This is a genomic window from Thermomicrobium roseum DSM 5159, from assembly GCF_000021685.1.
Taxonomy (GTDB): domain Bacteria; phylum Chloroflexota; class Chloroflexia; order Thermomicrobiales; family Thermomicrobiaceae; genus Thermomicrobium; species Thermomicrobium roseum.
This window is the reverse complement of record NC_011961.1, coordinates 336,298-351,933: the sequence shown is the minus strand read 5'-3', so window position 1 is coordinate 351,933 and position 15,636 is coordinate 336,298. Positions and strand designations below refer to the sequence as shown.

At 64.4% G+C, this 15,636-nt stretch carries 14 protein-coding genes; 6 read left to right on the top strand and 8 right to left on the bottom strand.

Annotated features, from left to right (window positions below; genetic code table 11):
- Nucleotides 1-123 precede the first annotated feature (123 nt).
- The 3 genes from TRD_RS10840 (at nucleotide 124) to TRD_RS10830 (ending at nucleotide 2,461) form a co-directional block, all read left to right on the top strand.
- Nucleotides 124-1,413: an aspartate aminotransferase family protein gene (locus tag TRD_RS10840; RefSeq protein ID WP_012642705.1), complete on the top strand. Its 1,290-nt coding sequence runs from the start codon at nucleotides 124-126 to the stop codon at nucleotides 1,411-1,413.
- 218 nt (nucleotides 1,414-1,631) lie between these two features.
- Nucleotides 1,632-1,862, top strand: a complete 231-nt coding sequence (locus TRD_RS13885) for a hypothetical protein (protein WP_012642786.1) — start codon at nucleotides 1,632-1,634, stop codon at nucleotides 1,860-1,862.
- 116 nt (nucleotides 1,863-1,978) lie between these two features.
- A complete protein-coding gene (locus TRD_RS10830) occupies nucleotides 1,979-2,461 on the top strand; it encodes a VOC family protein (RefSeq protein ID WP_012642938.1) in 483 nt (160 codons plus the stop codon).
- Between the two features lie 272 nt (nucleotides 2,462-2,733).
- On the opposite strand, the gene glpK is transcribed toward TRD_RS10830, so the two are convergent.
- Together glpK and TRD_RS10815 are read right to left on the bottom strand one after the other, a co-directional pair.
- Nucleotides 2,734-4,248 (bottom strand): glycerol kinase GlpK, encoded by a 1,515-nt coding sequence (gene glpK, locus TRD_RS10825; protein ID WP_041437276.1) that lies wholly within the window; start codon nucleotides 4,246-4,248, stop codon nucleotides 2,734-2,736.
- Nucleotides 4,249-5,077: 829 nt separating this feature from the next.
- The gene (locus TRD_RS10815; RefSeq protein ID WP_012642746.1) at nucleotides 5,078-6,796 is read right to left on the bottom strand and encodes a glycerol-3-phosphate dehydrogenase/oxidase; all 1,719 of its coding nucleotides are present in this window, start codon (nucleotides 6,794-6,796) and stop codon (nucleotides 5,078-5,080) included.
- Between the two features lie 319 nt (nucleotides 6,797-7,115).
- On the opposite strand from TRD_RS10815, the gene TRD_RS10810 reads away from it, so the two are divergent.
- The 3 genes from TRD_RS10810 to TRD_RS10800 are packed head-to-tail and all read left to right on the top strand — an operon-like array spanning nucleotide 7,116 to nucleotide 9,544.
- Nucleotides 7,116-7,889 carry an ABC transporter ATP-binding protein gene (locus tag TRD_RS10810; RefSeq protein ID WP_143714779.1) on the top strand — a complete coding sequence of 258 codons (774 nt, stop codon included), beginning with the start codon at nucleotides 7,116-7,118 and terminating at the stop codon, nucleotides 7,887-7,889.
- Nucleotides 7,886-8,959: an ABC transporter permease gene (locus tag TRD_RS13880; protein WP_012642993.1), complete on the top strand. Its 1,074-nt coding sequence runs from the start codon at nucleotides 7,886-7,888 to the stop codon at nucleotides 8,957-8,959. The genes TRD_RS10810 and TRD_RS13880 overlap by 4 nt, the downstream gene beginning before the upstream one ends.
- 3 nt (nucleotides 8,960-8,962) lie before the next feature.
- Nucleotides 8,963-9,544: a DUF84 family protein gene (locus tag TRD_RS10800; protein ID WP_012643232.1), complete on the top strand. Its 582-nt coding sequence runs from the start codon at nucleotides 8,963-8,965 to the stop codon at nucleotides 9,542-9,544.
- On the opposite strand, the gene TRD_RS10795 is transcribed toward TRD_RS10800, so the two are convergent.
- From TRD_RS10795 to TRD_RS10770, 6 genes are all read right to left on the bottom strand, one after another.
- Nucleotides 9,505-11,139, bottom strand: coding sequence for a DUF5671 domain-containing protein (locus tag TRD_RS10795; protein WP_012643087.1), 1,635 nt, complete (start codon nucleotides 11,137-11,139; stop codon nucleotides 9,505-9,507). The genes TRD_RS10800 and TRD_RS10795 overlap by 40 nt on opposite strands.
- A gap of 40 nt (nucleotides 11,140-11,179) precedes the next feature.
- A complete protein-coding gene (locus TRD_RS10790) occupies nucleotides 11,180-11,674 on the bottom strand; it encodes a nuclear transport factor 2 family protein (protein WP_012642396.1) in 495 nt (164 codons plus the stop codon).
- A gap of 449 nt (nucleotides 11,675-12,123) precedes the next feature.
- Nucleotides 12,124-13,461: a hemolysin family protein gene (locus TRD_RS10785; protein ID WP_012642558.1), complete on the bottom strand. Its 1,338-nt coding sequence runs from the start codon at nucleotides 13,459-13,461 to the stop codon at nucleotides 12,124-12,126.
- 44 nt (nucleotides 13,462-13,505) lie between these two features.
- The gene (locus TRD_RS10780; RefSeq protein WP_012642664.1) at nucleotides 13,506-14,138 is read right to left on the bottom strand and encodes an HD domain-containing protein; all 633 of its coding nucleotides are present in this window, start codon (nucleotides 14,136-14,138) and stop codon (nucleotides 13,506-13,508) included.
- Nucleotides 14,139-14,148: 10 nt separating this feature from the next.
- Complete coding sequence (locus TRD_RS10775; protein ID WP_012642805.1) at nucleotides 14,149-14,928, bottom strand: fumarylacetoacetate hydrolase family protein; 780 nt, start codon at nucleotides 14,926-14,928, stop codon at nucleotides 14,149-14,151.
- Nucleotides 14,929-14,980: 52 nt separating this feature from the next.
- Entirely contained in the window at nucleotides 14,981-15,631 is a 651-nt protein-coding gene (locus TRD_RS10770; protein ID WP_041437272.1) for a potassium channel family protein, read from the bottom strand.
- Nucleotides 15,632-15,636: the final 5 nt, after the last annotated feature.

Here is a 15,636-nt window from a genome sequence, read left to right as displayed (position 1 = left end):
TCGACGATGCTACCATGCTCCTGACTCTCCGGTTGAAGACGGGCTGTGCCCGTCGGGTAGAATGAGTCGAGCGAACAGGAACGTTTTTGCCGGTTCGGATCCGGAAACCGAGGGGAGCTGCCGATGGAAACGATCCAGAAGTATCGCGAGTATGTCTGCACCAGCTTCGTGGCAGCAGTGGAGCCGGTCGTGGTGGAGCGCGCCAGCGGTGCGACCGTCGTCGACACCTCAGGACGCGAGTATATCGACTGCTTCGCCGGAATCGCGGTCACCAATGCTGGTCATTGCCATCCCAAAGTAGTCGCCGCAGCCAAAGCGCAGGCCGACAAGCTGGTGCATGCCGCCAGCTACGTCTATCACGTTCCGGTGGTCGCCGATCTGGCCGAGCGGCTCGCCCAAATCACGCCGGGTGCACTCAAGAAGACGTTCTTCGGCAACAGCGGGGCCGAGGGGATCGAGACGGCGCTCCGCATGGCCAAGGCCTACACTGGACGCAACGAGTTCATCGCGCTGACCCACTCCTTCCACGGTCGAACGGTCGGTACGCTTTCGGTCACCGGCAACATGCTGCGCAAGAAGCGCGGCGGACCGTACCTTCCCGGCGTCGCGTTCGCTCCGGCACCTTACCTCTACCGTAATCCCTTCGGGACCGACGATCCGGAAGTCCTCGCCCAGCGCTGCGCGGACATGGTCGAGTGGGCGATCAAGTACCAAACGTCCGGCAACGTCGCGGCCTTCATCGCCGAGCCGGTGCTGGGCGAGGGCGGCATCATCGTGCCGCCAGCCAATTACTTTCGCTACGTCAAAGAGGTGCTCGATCGCTACGGCATCTTGTTCATCGTCGACGAGGTGCAAAGCGGCTTCGGTCGCACCGGCAAGCTCTTCGCCATCGAGCATTACGGCGTCGAGCCGGACATCATGGTGATGGCCAAGGGGATCGCCGATGGCTTCCCGCTCTCGGCCTGCATCGCCCGCGCCGAGATCGCCGACGCCTTCCAGCCCGGCGAGCACCTCTCGACCTTCGGCGGTAACCCGGTATCCTGCGCGGCAGCGCTGGCGAACATCGAGGTCATGCTGGAGGAGGACCTGCCAGGTCAAGCGGCTCGCAAGGGTGAACAGGCACTCGCACAACTCCGGGAACTGGCTGCCGAGCACGAGCTGATCGGCGACGTACGCGGGCTCGGCCTGATGATCGGTGTGGAACTGGTCAGTGATCGCCGGACCAAGCAGCCAGCGGCCAAGCAAGCCGCAGCCTTGCGCGCCTACTGCCGCGAGCACGGGGTCCTCATCGGGGTCGGCGGGCAAGAGGGGAACGTGGTCCGCTTCCAACCGCCGCTCACCATCACGTGGGAGCAACTCGAGCGCGCGCTGACCGTCTTCGCTGATGGACTCCGGACCGTCAGCCGCTCCTGAGGGTGAGAGCAGCGAGCCGTCCGCTCGCCGATGCTGGCATCTTTGGCTCATCTCGGCGAGCGGTCGAGATGGGTCACGGATACGAGCCGAACCCGGCCACTGAGAACGACCGGCACGGCCGGACCGAGCCCCGAGACGCGGAGCGAGGATGCCCCGGTTGGGCTGCTGTCCGTCCCGCCTGTTACCATTCCAGCGGGACAGGAAAGGGAACGATCCCCATGTTGCGTTACCTCCTCGAGGGGATCGCAGTCGGTTGCTCCGCGATCCTCGCCCTCATCCTCGCTGTCGGCGTCGCGCTGGTCGTCATCGCCGCGCTACCCGGCTCAGAGTCGACCCCGGTGGTCTTCCCTCCGTCCCTCGGAAGCGCGGAAATCATGCGCTTCATCGTGCTCTTCCTGGCTATCGTCATCGCCTGGATCACCGGTCGTGTCCTCTCGAGCCGTCGTTGACCAAGAAGACACTGACGCGCGTCTCCCAGCCTGCTTCCGCCGGCCCTCTGCTCCGTGCTACGCTTCAGGTGCTTCTGAGCGTCGGGTGGATGACGGAACCAGAGGGAGCAGGCCCAATGGCTACACGGAGCCTGAACCACGTCAGCATCGTCGCTGAGCATCTCGAGGAGTCGGTGCGTTTCTACGAAGAGGTCTTCGGTCTGGAGCGGATCCCAACACCCAATTTCGGGCATCCGGTGCAATGGCTGCGGGTCGGTGACCTCCAGCTCCACATCTTCGAACGACCGGAAGAAGCACGCCGCTACGCGCATTTCGCACTGACCGTTGACGATCTCGTCACGGTCTACGAGAAGGCACGCGCCCGCGGCTGCCTGGACGGCGATACCTTCACGCATTTCCTCGTCCAGTTGCCCAACGGGAACGTCCAGCTCTACGTGCGCGACCCAGCTGGCAATCTGATCGAGGTCGACTGGCCCGACATCGCATCGCTCCCCGCGGAACTCCAGGCCCAGTGCGTGCGGCTCGAGGACCGGTACCCGCAGAGCGACTGGAATCGCCAGGCGACCCTGTTCCTGGAGCCGATCGGATCGCGCGCGTGAGGACAGTTTCGCCGGCGGAGCCCACGCTGCGACGATGATGACAGCCGTCTCGCCGTCCGTTCGGCGAGTCGACGTCTGGTATTCTCTTCGATCCACTTCCAGCGGACAGGGCGCAGGCTCGGTCGCAGACGGGTCCGCGATCGCCACCGCTCATCATCCGGTCGGCAAACCTCGTCGCGCGCGTTTCGCCTGACCGCCATCGCGGGCGACCGAACGGCACCGCTGCTGCCATCGCTGGTCGATCGCTCGGGGACATCGTGCAGGCACGCGGGCTACAGCTCCACCCAACCAAAGCTCCGCTCGACAGCTTTCTTCCAGCCTCGGTAAAGCGCGTCGCGCTGTTCAGCTCCCATCTGTGGATTCCAGCGCCTGGCCTCTTTCCAGTATTGGGCGATTTCCTGCTCGTTTGCCCAGTAGCCGACCGCCAGCCCGGCCGCGTAAGCCGCGCCGAGCGAGGTCGTCTCCGTCACGACCGGACGGATCACCGGTACACCCAGTATGTCCGCCTGGAACTGCATCAAAAGTTCGTTTTGCACCATGCCGCCATCGACGCGCAGCTCTGCCAGCTCGATCCCCGAGTCCGCCACCATCGCATCGACGACGTCGCGCGTCTGGTAGGCCGTCGCCTCCAGCGCTGCCCGCGCCACATGCCCCCGATTGACGAAGCGGGTCAAACCGACGATCACCCCTCGCGCATCAGCTCGCCAGTACGGCGCGAAGGCACCGGAGAAGAAGGGAACGAAGTAGATCCCGCCATTGTCCTCGACCGAGCGTGCGAGTTCCTCGACCTCGGCTGATTGGCTGATCAGCCCCAGATTGTCGCGTAGCCACTGGACCAGCGCACCGGTGATCGCGATCGATCCCTCCAGCGCATACACGCAGGGGCCATCCCCGAAACGGTACGCGACCGTCGTCAGCAAACCGTACTTGGACGGGACGATCTCCGTCCCGGTGTTGAGCAAAACGAAACAACCAGTGCCGTAGGTATTCTTAGCCATTCCCGGCTTGAGGCCTGCTTGTCCGACGAGTGCCGCTTGCTGGTCACCCAAATCCCCGCACACCGGAACCCGCGCACCGAGCGGACCGTCGGCTACCGTGTACCCGTAGGCGTTCGGATCGGACGAGGACCGGATAGCCGGCAACATCTGGCGGGGGATCTGCAGGGCGCGGAGGAGTTCGTCATCCCAGTCCAACGTCTGCAAGTTCATCAGCATGGTCCGGCTCGCATTGGAGACGTCCGTGACGTGTGCCCCACCGTTCGGCCCGCCGGTCAGCCACCAGATCAGCCACGTATCGATATTGCCGAAGAGCGCATCCCCCTTCTCGGCCGCAGCGCGGATTTCCGGATCACTCTCCAGGAGCCAGCGGATCTTGGGACCGGAAAAGTAGGTGCTGATCGGCAAGCCGGTCCGCTCACGGAACATGGGACCATACCCGTCGCGCTCCAGCTGGGCACACAGTTGATCGGTGCGAGTATCTTGCCACACGATGGCGTTCCTGTACGGCTGGCCCGTATGGCGATTCCAGACCACGGACGTCTCGCGCTGGTTGGTGATCCCGACAGCCGCGATGTCACCCCCACCGATCCCCGCACGCTCGAGAGCGGTTCGCACCACCTGCTGCGTGCGTTCCCGAATCTCCATCGGATCGTGTTCGACCCATCCCGGTTGCGGGTAAATCTGCTGATGCTCGCGCTGATCCATCGCGATGACATTGCTCTCGCGGTCGAAGATCACGGCTCGCGTGCTCGTTGTCCCTTGGTCGATCGCCAAAGCGAAGCGACTCATGACCGTACCTCTCTCCGATTTCTCCAACGCTCCTCGCTCACACCAGTGTGAGCCGGAACAGCAGGGAGCCCAAGATGCCGCCGGTGTTCTGCCCGATGACCGACACCTAGTCGTTCCGTCGGTCAGAGCTTCCTTCACCGGGAGTCGGCCAGATCGCCTGCGCGCTGCCCATCCCCGAAATCCGGCCACGACCGATGCCATACCTGGTCGAGCGGTGACGGGACATCCCGATACCTCCAAGCAGGGATTCCACAGAAGCGGCCCCACGCCACTCACCAGTTCATTGGGCAAGATCCCCCGAACACCGAAAACGCGTCTTGCTGCGTCGATGATGTCAGTGACCAGATACGACGATAGATCGTCGCGGATAGCTCGCGCAGTCGAGAGCGCTGTCCCCTCGAACCCAGCACCATCGAATATCGTCGGCTGAGGCAGACGAGCGAACCGGACCAGCACCGCAACGAGGAACGCCTCGACGATCGAACCGATGATATGGTGCGGGCAACACTCCGGGAGAACTACCCGGGAAAGGCCAAAGCGAGCGTGACGACAGGAACGAGAGACACTCCACTGATGCGCCCAGTCGCCAGGGTCGCAACGACGATGGCAAACGCTCACCCAGCCTTGATCGCGTTCCAGGCGGAGCCTCGGGTCTTCGAACGAACCAGCGAAACAGCTGCGACGGCACCGCTCCCAGCGAAAGCAGGATGAGGGTTCTCATCCGTTTCCCGAGAAGTCCGTCCACCGGACGCTTTCCTTCCCTCCTTTCGACTCCGTCGAACAGAGCTCGACTGCTTCCCGACCGTGATCCCCGCCCTCTTGCGATCGATCACGTACGCCATGGGAGCGAGACGGAACCAGAGTCGAGACGCGTAGCGATACCGTGCTCAGCACCACAACACTGTAGGACACGTCGCCGGTACCGCTCGACCTCGAGCTGACGTTGCTCCGCCGACCATCCGAGTTCCTGCGCCATCAGCTCACTGACCTGCTCGGCGACGCGCAGCCCATGATGCCAGTCCAGGAACAGTACGAACGTGCGGCGCTCCAACACGTCATCGATATGGCAGGCTTGCTCGTACCGACAGGCGTGAACGACTTCAGCCCACAAATACGGTAGGCCGTCCACCAGCGGTCGAGCCAGTCGGTAGTCTCCTGCCGCGATGTCGAGGACGGTGTGTGCTGCCGCGCCGTAACCGCGCAGCAACCAGGGGACATGCGCCTCGAGCCCCATCTCCCGTGCGCGCACGGTCACGGTCTCGACGACCTGCTTCCAGTCCCGGCGTCGAGCCAGCGTCAGCTGAGCGGTCACGTGCCAGATCGGCCGACCCAACCCTCGCTCCGCGGCATCGACGGTCTCCTCGGCCATAGCGCGGAATGTCGTGAGCTTTCCTCCCAGGATTGAGATCAACCCGTTGGCGTGTTCGACCAGCTCGTGCGATCTGGACAAGCGTGCCGTTGTCTCGGCGAGTCCGCGCCGGATCAGGGGACGGTAACCCGCATACGCGCTGATGACATCGGCGCGCGTCAACGTGGTCTCGAGGTAGCGATTGGCGTGGTCCAGCAGGTAGTCGATATCCGCGTCGGTCGCGACCGGCGCATCCAGCGGCCCGGAACCGGTGTCGGTCGTGCCCAGAATAGCGACCTCCCCATACGGTCGATACGGCACCAGGAACAGGAGACGCCCATCATCCGTTTCCGGGAGCACGATCGCCGCGTCTTTCAGACCGACTCGCTCGCTCGGGAGAACGAGATGTACTCCTTTGCTCGGCGCGATGTGCACCTGTGGTAGCTCACCGGTCAAGCGCTCCAATTCCTCGCCCCAGATCCCGGTCGCATTCACGAATACCCTGGCACGCACCGCGAACTCTTCGTTGACCAACTCGTCGCGGATCCAGGCTGCCACCAATCCCCCGCCTGCTTTCTCGAAGCCGATCACAGGCGCGTGGTTGACGACCACCGCACCCTGCTCGACTGCTGATGCCAAGACATCGAAGACGAGTCGCGCGTCCTCTGTCCGCGCATCGTAGTAGGAATAGGCCGCCAGGAGATCCTGCGTTCGCACCAACGGTGCCCACTCCGCGAATCGGGCGGATGGGACACTGCGATGTCGCCCCACGTTGAGACCTCCGGCCAGAAGATCATAGGTCAATAACCCTGCACGGATCAGGAGGGGCTGTAGGGCAGACTGTTGCGGCAACCACCCGATTCCGAGCGGCCGGCGATTGAAGCGGTACAAAGGCAAAAGAAATGGCAACGGCTCGACCAGAAGCGGCGCGTTCGCCAGGAGTCGTCCCCGTTCGATCAGCGCTTCGCGAACTAACCCGATATCGAACTGGGGCAGGTAGCGAATACCTCCATGCACGAGCTTGGTCGACCAGCGGCTCGTGCCTCCTACGAAATCGCGCCCCTCGACGAGCGCAACCCGTAACCCTCGCGCAGCAGCATCGAAGGCGACACCGGCACCGGTTATTCCACCCCCGATGACTAGGACATCGAACTCTTGCTCACGCAACAGAGCGAGCGACTCTGCACGACACAAAAGCACGGAAGGCTCGCCTTTTGCTTCTTCTCTCGCGCTTCTCCCAAACGATCCTACCAGAACTGCCCTACCGGCTTGTCCGATGTCGTGAACGTCTTGTTGAAACGATCACGGTTCACCTTCGCGAGCGGTCGAGGAGAGCTCACGGGGATGGGTCCGGGTCAACGTGCTGACCATGTTCCGTTCACCAGCCTCCCGACCAGCGCTGCTCGCCAGCCGACGTTCCGCGTCGCTGCGCATCCTGCAGTTTCGCTCCCACTCAGTTATGCTTCCGTCAGCAGGGAACGTTGCCGCAATGCCAGCTCGACCCGAAGGGCAGGCAACGATGGTCAGCCTCGCGCTCCTCACCGAAGCGAGCGACGCCGCGATCGTCGCGGAGGGGGTCTCCCGCATCTTCGGTCCACTGCGCGCGATCGACCGTCTCTCGGTCGTGATTCCTCGTGGGGTGATCTACGGCCTGCTCGGGCCGAGTGGTTCCGGCAAGACGACGTTTCTCCGCATGGTGGTTGGGGCACTGCGCCCCAGCGAGGGACGTCTGCTCATTTTCGGCACACCGATGCCCGATCGGAAGATCGCTGCACGGATCGGCTACATGCCACAGTCACCGGCCCTCTATCCCGATCTGACCCTGCGCGAAAATCTCGCGTTCTTCGGCGCTGTCTATCGCGTGCCGCGCCAACAGCTCGAGCATCGGATCGACGAGCTCGCCACCGACCTCGACCTGCTCGCCTGGCTCGATCATCCTTTGTATCGCTTCTCGACCGGCATGCTGCAGCGTGCTTCCTTGGCCATCGCGCTCCTCCATGAGCCCGATCTCCTCGTTCTGGACGAGCCGACCATCGGACTCGACCCACTCTTGCGACGCGTGCTCTGGCAGCGCTTCCGCACCTTGGCTTCGGCCGGCACGACGCTGCTCATTTCGACCCACAGCATGGACGAGGCGGAACGCTGTGATCTCCTCGGCTTCCTGCGTAACGGCCGACTGCTGGCCAGCGACACGCCAGCTGCCCTGCGGGCAGCGACCGGCCAGGAGTCACTGGAAGACGCCTTCCTCGTTCTGGCCGGCCAGCCGATCCTTCCCGTGGAGCCGGCGCGATGAGCTGGCAGCGCGTCCTGGCCATCTCGCTCCGCATCATCCGGCAGATTCGTCGCGACCGCCGCTCACTCGCACTCATCTTCCTCGCCCCGCTCGTCATTCTCGCGCTCCTCGGCTACGTCTACCGTGGCAGCGCTCGAACTCCCTCGATCGCGCTGAGCCCGCCGGACACACCGGGAGGAGAGGCGATCGCTCGCGAACTCGCCACTTTCCCCGTGCGTGTCGAACCGATGGCACCCGATGAGGCGATCGCCCGCGTCCGCGCTGGCCGGATCGCTGGTGCCGTCTTTCTCGAGTCGAGTGCTCAAGGGCCGACCGCGCGTCTCGTCCTCGATGGTTCCCAACCCGGACAAGCGCGCCAAGTGAGTGCGATCGTCAGCCAAGCACTCGTGCAGGCAGCGCTGCGGGCGACTGGCGGTGGGAGTAGCCAGCTCCATCTCCGCATCGACTACGTGACCGGGAGTCCCGTTTTCGACGAGCTCGACACGTTCGCGCCGGTCTTCATCGGCTTTTTCGCCTTTTTCTTCGTTTTCCTGCTCACGTCGGTCTCCTTCCTCCGCGAACGTCTACACGGAAGCATCGAGCGACTCATCGTCTCCCCGCTCGACCGCGCGGAGATCGTGCTCGGCTACATGCTCGGGTTCGCCTTTTACGCACTCATCCAGTCGATCCTGACCGTTCTCTTCACGGTGTACGTCTTGCGTGTCCACACCGTCGGCGCGCTCTGGCTGGTCATCGTTCTGACCGTGCTCCTCACGCTCGGTGCGGTCAATCTCGGTATCTTCCTCTCGACCTTCGCTCGCACGGAGCTTCAGGTCGTCCAGTTCATCCCGCTCGTCATCTCGCTGCAGGGGCTCCTGTCCGGGATCATCTGGCCCGTTACCAGCTTGCCGCGTCCACTCCAGTGGGTAGCTCGCGTGCTCCCGCTCACTTGGGCAAACGATGCCCTACGCTCTGTCATGCTGCGCGGACACGGGCTCGACGATCTTCTCCCTCACCTCGCCTTCCTCACCGGTTTCGCCCTTCTGATGCTCGTTCTGGCCATGACCACGCTGCGACGCGAGGTCGCCTGAGCCATGCACACGCCGTCGCCCTCTATCCGGTTAGCACTCGGCTCGAAGCAACCCGCGAAACGCGCAGCGGTTCAGGAGATCGCACCCCTTTTCTGGTCGCGTTGGGAGTTGCACTGCCTCAGCGTGCCGAGCGGTGTGCGGGCCCAACCGCTCAGCGACGAGGAGACGGTGGCTGGAGCGCTCGCGCGCGCACGAGTCGTTCGCGACAGCGCAGATGCCGACTACGGCATCGGGCTCGAATCGGGTGTGGCCGCTGGCCCGCTGGGGCGCCTCTACGCCGTCAGTTGGGCAGTCGTCGTCGACCGCGACGGCTGCGTGGGCATCGGGGGCGCGGAGCGATTCGCTCTTCCACCGGCGGTCGCCGAGCGCGTGCTGCATGGGGAAGAACTCGCCAGCGCCCTCCGCGCGCTCGGTATGACCTCGATGCCCAGTGAAGGTGGCACTGTCGCCCTCCTTACCGGAGGGCGACGCCAGCGCCGGGAACTCTTCGCCATCGCCCTCTTGCACGCACTCTGCGATCTCGAGCGCCAGCGTGGTCGTCCGCTTCAGTTCGCTCGCTCGAGCGTCGCTCCTGGTGGCACATGATCGGCTAATTCACGGATCACCGCATCCACGTCGCTTTCCGGCGGGAGACGCAGGATGAGCCGAACAGCCATGCTCGCTGGCCGAGGAGCCGCTGCGCGCGTGTCCGCTCGCAACACTGCTCCATGGTAGACAAGTACTCCGAGCGCGACCAGCGTGAAACCGAAAGCCGGTGCAGCCTCCGAGAGGGCAGTGGCTGCTTCTCGGATACCGAGCACGGCACTGATGAGTTGGTAGAGCACGAAACCGGCTGTACCCAGGATCACCAAAACGCTCGAGCCGAGCGCGCCGTAAAGGTAAACTCGCCGACTCAGGCTAGTGCGCTCCGACTCCGGTTCCCGCAGCGAACGCTCCAGCACGTCCCGCCAGAGCACCAGCCAGGCGACGCCACCGACCACTGCCGGTGGCAGTTGAAATGCCAAGTCGGGACGCCAGGTTCCCAACGGTACGGTCGTCACGGCAGCGATGAGCGCCTGGAGAAGCAGCCCGACCAACCCGCCGAGCCCGAGCACAGCCAGGGCAAGACTGGCGAAGGCAGAAAGGTAGACTAGAAAGCGGGAAACGCCGCGTGCCCAGTCCGGTCCAGCGCTCGGATGCCCCGCCAGAACCGCAGCTTCCTGTTGCATGACGCGCCGGTGATAGAACCACGAGAAGGCAGCCGGCAGCAGCCACGTCACCGGATCGAGCAGCTGACGCACACGTTGACGGCTTTCTCCATCCGGGATTCCCAGCATCCAGGCTAGAACATCGTCCAGCACAGCTGCACAGGCGACCAGTACAGCCAAAAAGCTCACGAACACGATGAATCCAAGATACGTCCAGCGGACGAGCGAGCGGAGCTCGCGCTCGGCCACTGGAGACGAGGCCGACACCAGACTGAGCGCTTCGGCCCAGTGGACGCTCCAAGCGAGAATACCCCCAACCAGCAGGCCGATCGCACTCGCCAGTGCAAAGCGGAGCGTGCCGGTAACCGCGTCGGGAAGCAGCACGGCATCGAGTCCGATGCGCAAGAGATTCGCGGTCGCGACGACGAGCACGACGAGCCCAGTCGCCGCTGCACCGTACCCGTACAGGCGCGGTAACCAATCTGCCAGTTCCCTTCTCTGCGGATCGCGCTGTTCTTTCCGGGCGAGTCGCGCGTGTCCCAGCCAGAGGGTCCCGGCCACGGCCAAGACCGCCAGCTCGTCCAGCACACGGGGAACGCTCATGACGCCTGGTTCGGAGACACCAAACAGCCAGAGGAGCGCCAGGCGAACGAGCTCCACCACGCTTGCCAGCCAAAAACCGAACGTCGCCGCCAGAACAGCAGCGAGAAACGCGGCACGAACCGCGGATCGTTGTTCGGCCGCATCCATCCTCACAGCACGCTCGACCAACCACCAGTGCACAGCCCAGATGGGAAAACCGACGAGCAGGAGCGCGACGCTGAGACTCAGTCGAGCGCGGAACGCCTCTGGATCCCCGGTCACCGCCGGTCGCCCCAGCAGTTCCCACAGCGCCATGCCCAGTTCCCGCAGGAGGCGCACCGCGCCGACCGCCCAGACGGCGAGCGCAATGGCGGCGATACCGTAGAGATACAACCGGCGAGCGATCGCCATGTTCAGCGCTCCCCCGGCTTACCTGCTGGTCGCACCGGTGTCACAGGTAGAAAGTGAGTTCGTCGATTTTCCACGTCCCGTCCTCGCGGACCAGAACGAGTGTCCGCTGATAGGAGTAGGAACCACCGTCGACGATGGGAAACGGGAAGCCCGGCTCGAGTCCTGCACTAGTCCGCTCGATCGACAGCGTCACCACCGCCCGCTCGCCGCGAATCTCGACTCCGTCGATCCGCACGCGAGCCGTCCGCAAGTTTTCGCTCGCACCACGGAGTTCGGCTTTGAAATCGTAGTAGGGTTCGATCCGTTCGCGCTGCTCCAGGACGCGTCGGGCTCCGCTGGAAAGCGAAGCGAGTACTTGCTCTGGGTCATTGCGACGCAGCGCTTCGATGTACGTCATGACCGCTGCTTCCGGTGAGTCCGGCGGATACTGTGGGGGGCCTCGGCGCTCGACGAGCAGCACGAGGACCGTCGTCGCAACGACGAGCACGAGCAGGGCGAGCGCAACGCCGACGATCGTCCGTCCGGGCTGCTGCACGACTCACCTCGCTGGGTCGGCACTCGATCGAACCGCCGATCGATACTCGCAGTGTAGCAAGACGAGAGACTCCACACAAGACGCGACCCCAGGCGACAACTCGGAGCAGCGACTTCTCAGGAAGCACAGGGCACGTCACCGGCAAACGCACCCCGTCGGCACGCTGCAACACGCCTCGGCGTGCCGGCAGAGTTATCCGATCGCGTCCGCCCGCCCCCGTTGCCGGACGCCGCGATCCTGCTTGGAAAGACGCTCGATCGGAGCGCGCGCAATCACCCTGCTGCCCGTGCTCCGCCGACGCATCCGGTCTCGCACCATTTACGTTTTCCGGTCACGCGGAGCCGCACCGCGACGGTCGAGCCGGGGGAGAAGCACCCCTCGGCAACCTGCCGCGAGCATCGCATCCGTTGTCCTAACCTGTCTGGGATGAGAGCGCGACCGGAACCGTCTCAGTTCTCCAGCCCCGTCTCTTCGCGCGACTCTGGTCGATACGTCACCCGCACCAGTCGGACCCGGCGTCCCTCCATCGAGCGCACTTCCAGCTCGAGCGACCCGAGTTTGACGACGTCACCGACCTCTGGGAAGCGGCCCAAGCACTCGGTGATCACCCCACCCACCGATTCCGCCTCGAACTCGGCACCGAGCTCTTCCTCGTCCAACTCCAGCCGATCCAGGAGTTCGTCCAACGAGACGCGCCCATCCACTTCCAGCACGCCCGGGGCGATCTCACGCAATGGTTCGTAGTCCGGATCGAACTCGTCCGCGATCTCGCCGACAATCCGCTCGAGCAGATCCTCGAGCGTGACCAAGCCAGCGACTCCACCGAACTCGTCGACCACGATGGCGATCTTGGTGCGACGCATCCGGAGCAGGCGCAACGCCTGTCGGGCTGGCGTATGTTCAGGGACATAGACGGCCGGACGCGCGAAGCGGTGGCAGGGCTGCGTCCTCGCTTCCGGCTGCTGCCACACGATGCGAAACACATCTTTGACATAGAGGATACCCCGGACGTCGTCCGGCGATTCCCCGACGACCGGTAGACGCGACAGTCCGGTCCGGAAGAACTGCTCGACCGCCTGCTCGAGTGGAGCATCCGCGGGCACAGTGACCATATCGACGCGCGGAATCATGACGGTCCGTACGGTAATTTCCCCGAACTCGAACGCGTCCTCGACGAGGCGAGCCTCCTCGCGACTGACCGCTCCTTCGCTCGCCGCCACGTCCAGGAGCGTCAAGAGCTCTTCGCGCGTCACGCTCGGCACCCGACCAGGATGCCGGACACCCAGTACCCGCAGAACGACATTCGTCGCGCCGGAAAGCAACCACACGATCGGCGCCGCGATCCGAGCCAGCCAGGCCAGCGGTCGCGCACTGAGCAGCGCGAGCCGTTCAGCGTGCTGCACTGCGAGTGTCTTGGGGACCAGCTCACCGAGCACGATACTGGTAAACGAGAGACTGACCGTCACCATGACGAGCGCCATCGCCGCGGCCTGGTCTCTGCCGATCGGCAGGCGCGCGAGCGCGGTCCCCAGTGGCTCGGCCAGCGAGACAGCTCCGACCGCTGAGGTGAAGAAGGTCGCCAGCGTCACACCGACCTGGATCGTCGCGAGCAATCGGGAAGGCTGCTCGAGCAGTCGCAAGACGAGCCGAGCAGCAGCGTCGCCCTCCTCGGCCAAGGCGTGGAGATGAGCCCGGCGCACCGAGACGACCGCGATCTCCGCTGCCGCGAGATAGCCGTTCAGAGCCAGCAACGCCAGGATGATCACGAACTCGCCCAGCAGCGGCATCGCCCCCTCCTTTCGTCGGGTCGCACGCGAGCCGGCTCCGTCCTTCAGGCCCCTTCGGACACGCTCCAACCTGCTGCGGCGAGGGCTGCCACCAGGAGGTCGCGCAGGGCCGGATCGGTCACCTCCTCGAGTGCCCCGAGGACGAACGAGTCGACGATCAGCTCAGGTTGCCGTGCCCGATACTCGAGCGCTTGCCAGACGGTCTCGATCTTGTCCAGCTGACGCACGAAGCGCCCTTCGGCGGAATGACCCGTCTCGTACTCTTCCCACGTCTGGAGCAAGCGCTGCCCGACCGACGCTGGGAGCAACTCCGCCAACTCCTGGAGCGCCGCACGCTCGGCTGCCGCCTTCTGCGCTTCTGCCTCCGGATCGTAACGTGGTCGCTGCCGGAAGAGTCGCTGACGGTCGGCCCCCGCGCGCAACGCTGCATCGAAGGGCGTCCAGTCACCAGCGATCGCCTCCGCGACATCGTGGACGAGCGCGATGACCGCCGCACGCTCGGCATTCAAGTCGGGACGCACCTGTGCCAGCACCCACGCCATGAGCGCCAGCCGGAAGCTGTGGTCCGCGACCGACTCCGGCTCGTGCACACCACGATCGATCCAACCTTGCCGGCGGAGCGTCTTCAGGCGGCCGATCAACGAGAAAAAGCGAAGCCAGTCCGGTGACTCGGCCACCGCACCCTCCTCAACGACGGTCTTCGCGCGCACCAACCAGGTTCCGGAGCACGCCGATCCCCTCGATCTCCACCTCGATCACGTCGCCAGGAACCATGGGACCGACCCCGTACGGTGTCCCCGTCATGATCACATCACCCGGCTCGAGCGTCATGACCTGTGAAATGAAGGAAACGAGAAAGGCGGGGGGAAAGAGCATCTGGCTTGTCCGGCTGTTCTGGCGGGGTTCTCCGTTCAGACGCGAGACGATGGCGAGATCACTGGGATCGAGTTCCGTTTCGATCCACGGGCCGAGCGGGCAAAACGTGTCGAACCCCTTTCCCCGCACCCATTGCCCGTCCTTGTATTGCAGGTCACGGTGACTCACATCGTTGCCGCACGTGTACCCGAGTACATAGTCGAGTGCGGACGGTTCCGGCACGCGCTGCTCCCGCCGCCCGATGACGAGGCACAGTTCTGCCTCGTAGTCGATCCGGTTCCCTGGTGGAAGGAGAATCGTTCCGCCGTGGCCGAGCAAGGCACTGGGTGGCTTGAGGAACAGCACCGGCTCGTCTGGGATCTTTCGGCTGGGGTCGTTCTCGGTCACGTGCGCCGCATAATTCAGCCCCACCGCGACGATCTTGCTCGGCCGCTCGACCGGTGGGAGCACCGTGAACGCTTCGAAGAGCCCGAGTTCTCGTCCACGGCGTGGCTCGCCAACGAACCAGTCACCGTGTGCCTCGTAGGCCACTCCGTCCTCGACGACCACTGCAGTCGGCGTCCCATCGACGAGAATCCGCGCCAACTTCATGATGTCACCTCGCCTTTTCCTGTCCTCCGCACCGCTGGTTCCTCCGATCACGCTAGAGCAGCAGCACCTGCTGCAGCTGCTCGTCTCGGCCAGCGATCGTCAGCTCATCACCGACTTGCAAGCGTTCCTCGCGGTGAGGGTTCATGATGACGCGATCACCGCGCCGGAGGAAAAGCGGCGTGACCCCGAACCGCTCTCGCAGGTCCAGTTCTGCCAGTGTCTTGCCCGCCATCCGCTGATCGACCACTACTTTGGCAAGACCATAACCTGGTCCGACGTCGAAATAATCTTTCGCCAGCGGCATCGTCAGACTATGAGCGACCCGAATGCCTGTCTCGCGCTCCGGATAGACCACGCGGTCGGCGCCGACCATCGTCAGAATATCGCCGTGCAGCTGGTTCTGCGCCTTGGCGAGGACGAAGCGGACGCCGAGCTTCTTGAGCAGTACCGTCGCCATGATACTCGAGCGCTCGTCTGCCCCGATCGCGACCACGGCAGCGTCGAAATCCTGCGCCCCGAGCGTTCGGAGCACCTCCAGATCGGTGACATCCGCCGTGACCGCGTGCGTCACATAGTCGGCTACTGCCTCGATAGCCCGCTCGGATCGATCGATCGCCAAGACCTCGTGCCCGAGTCGCTCGAGCTCGATCGCGACGGCACTGCCGAATCGACCGACACCGAGGACCATGAACTGTTTCCGCATCCCCA

What these genes read in the sequence shown, in the direction of transcription:
- TRD_RS10840 (WP_012642705.1), top strand. Translation starts at nt 124, where the DNA reads ATGGAAACGATCCAGAAGTATCGCGAGTATGTCTGCACCAGCTTCGTG.
- TRD_RS13885 (WP_012642786.1), top strand. Translation starts at nt 1,632, where the DNA reads ATGTTGCGTTACCTCCTCGAGGGGATCGCAGTCGGTTGCTCCGCGATC.
- TRD_RS10830 (WP_012642938.1), top strand. Translation starts at nt 1,979, where the DNA reads ATGGCTACACGGAGCCTGAACCACGTCAGCATCGTCGCTGAGCATCTC.
- glpK (WP_041437276.1), bottom strand. Translation starts at nt 4,248, where the DNA reads ATGAGTCGCTTCGCTTTGGCGATCGACCAAGGGACAACGAGCACGCGA.
- TRD_RS10810 (WP_143714779.1), top strand. Translation starts at nt 7,116, where the DNA reads ATGGTCAGCCTCGCGCTCCTCACCGAAGCGAGCGACGCCGCGATCGTC.
- TRD_RS13880 (WP_012642993.1), top strand. Translation starts at nt 7,886, where the DNA reads ATGAGCTGGCAGCGCGTCCTGGCCATCTCGCTCCGCATCATCCGGCAG.
- TRD_RS10800 (WP_012643232.1), top strand. Translation starts at nt 8,963, where the DNA reads ATGCACACGCCGTCGCCCTCTATCCGGTTAGCACTCGGCTCGAAGCAA.
- TRD_RS10795 (WP_012643087.1), bottom strand. Translation starts at nt 11,139, where the DNA reads ATGGCGATCGCTCGCCGGTTGTATCTCTACGGTATCGCCGCCATTGCG.
- TRD_RS10785 (WP_012642558.1), bottom strand. Translation starts at nt 13,461, where the DNA reads ATGCCGCTGCTGGGCGAGTTCGTGATCATCCTGGCGTTGCTGGCTCTG.
- TRD_RS10775 (WP_012642805.1), bottom strand. Translation starts at nt 14,928, where the DNA reads ATGAAGTTGGCGCGGATTCTCGTCGATGGGACGCCGACTGCAGTGGTC.
- TRD_RS10770 (WP_041437272.1), bottom strand. Translation starts at nt 15,631, where the DNA reads ATGCGGAAACAGTTCATGGTCCTCGGTGTCGGTCGATTCGGCAGTGCC.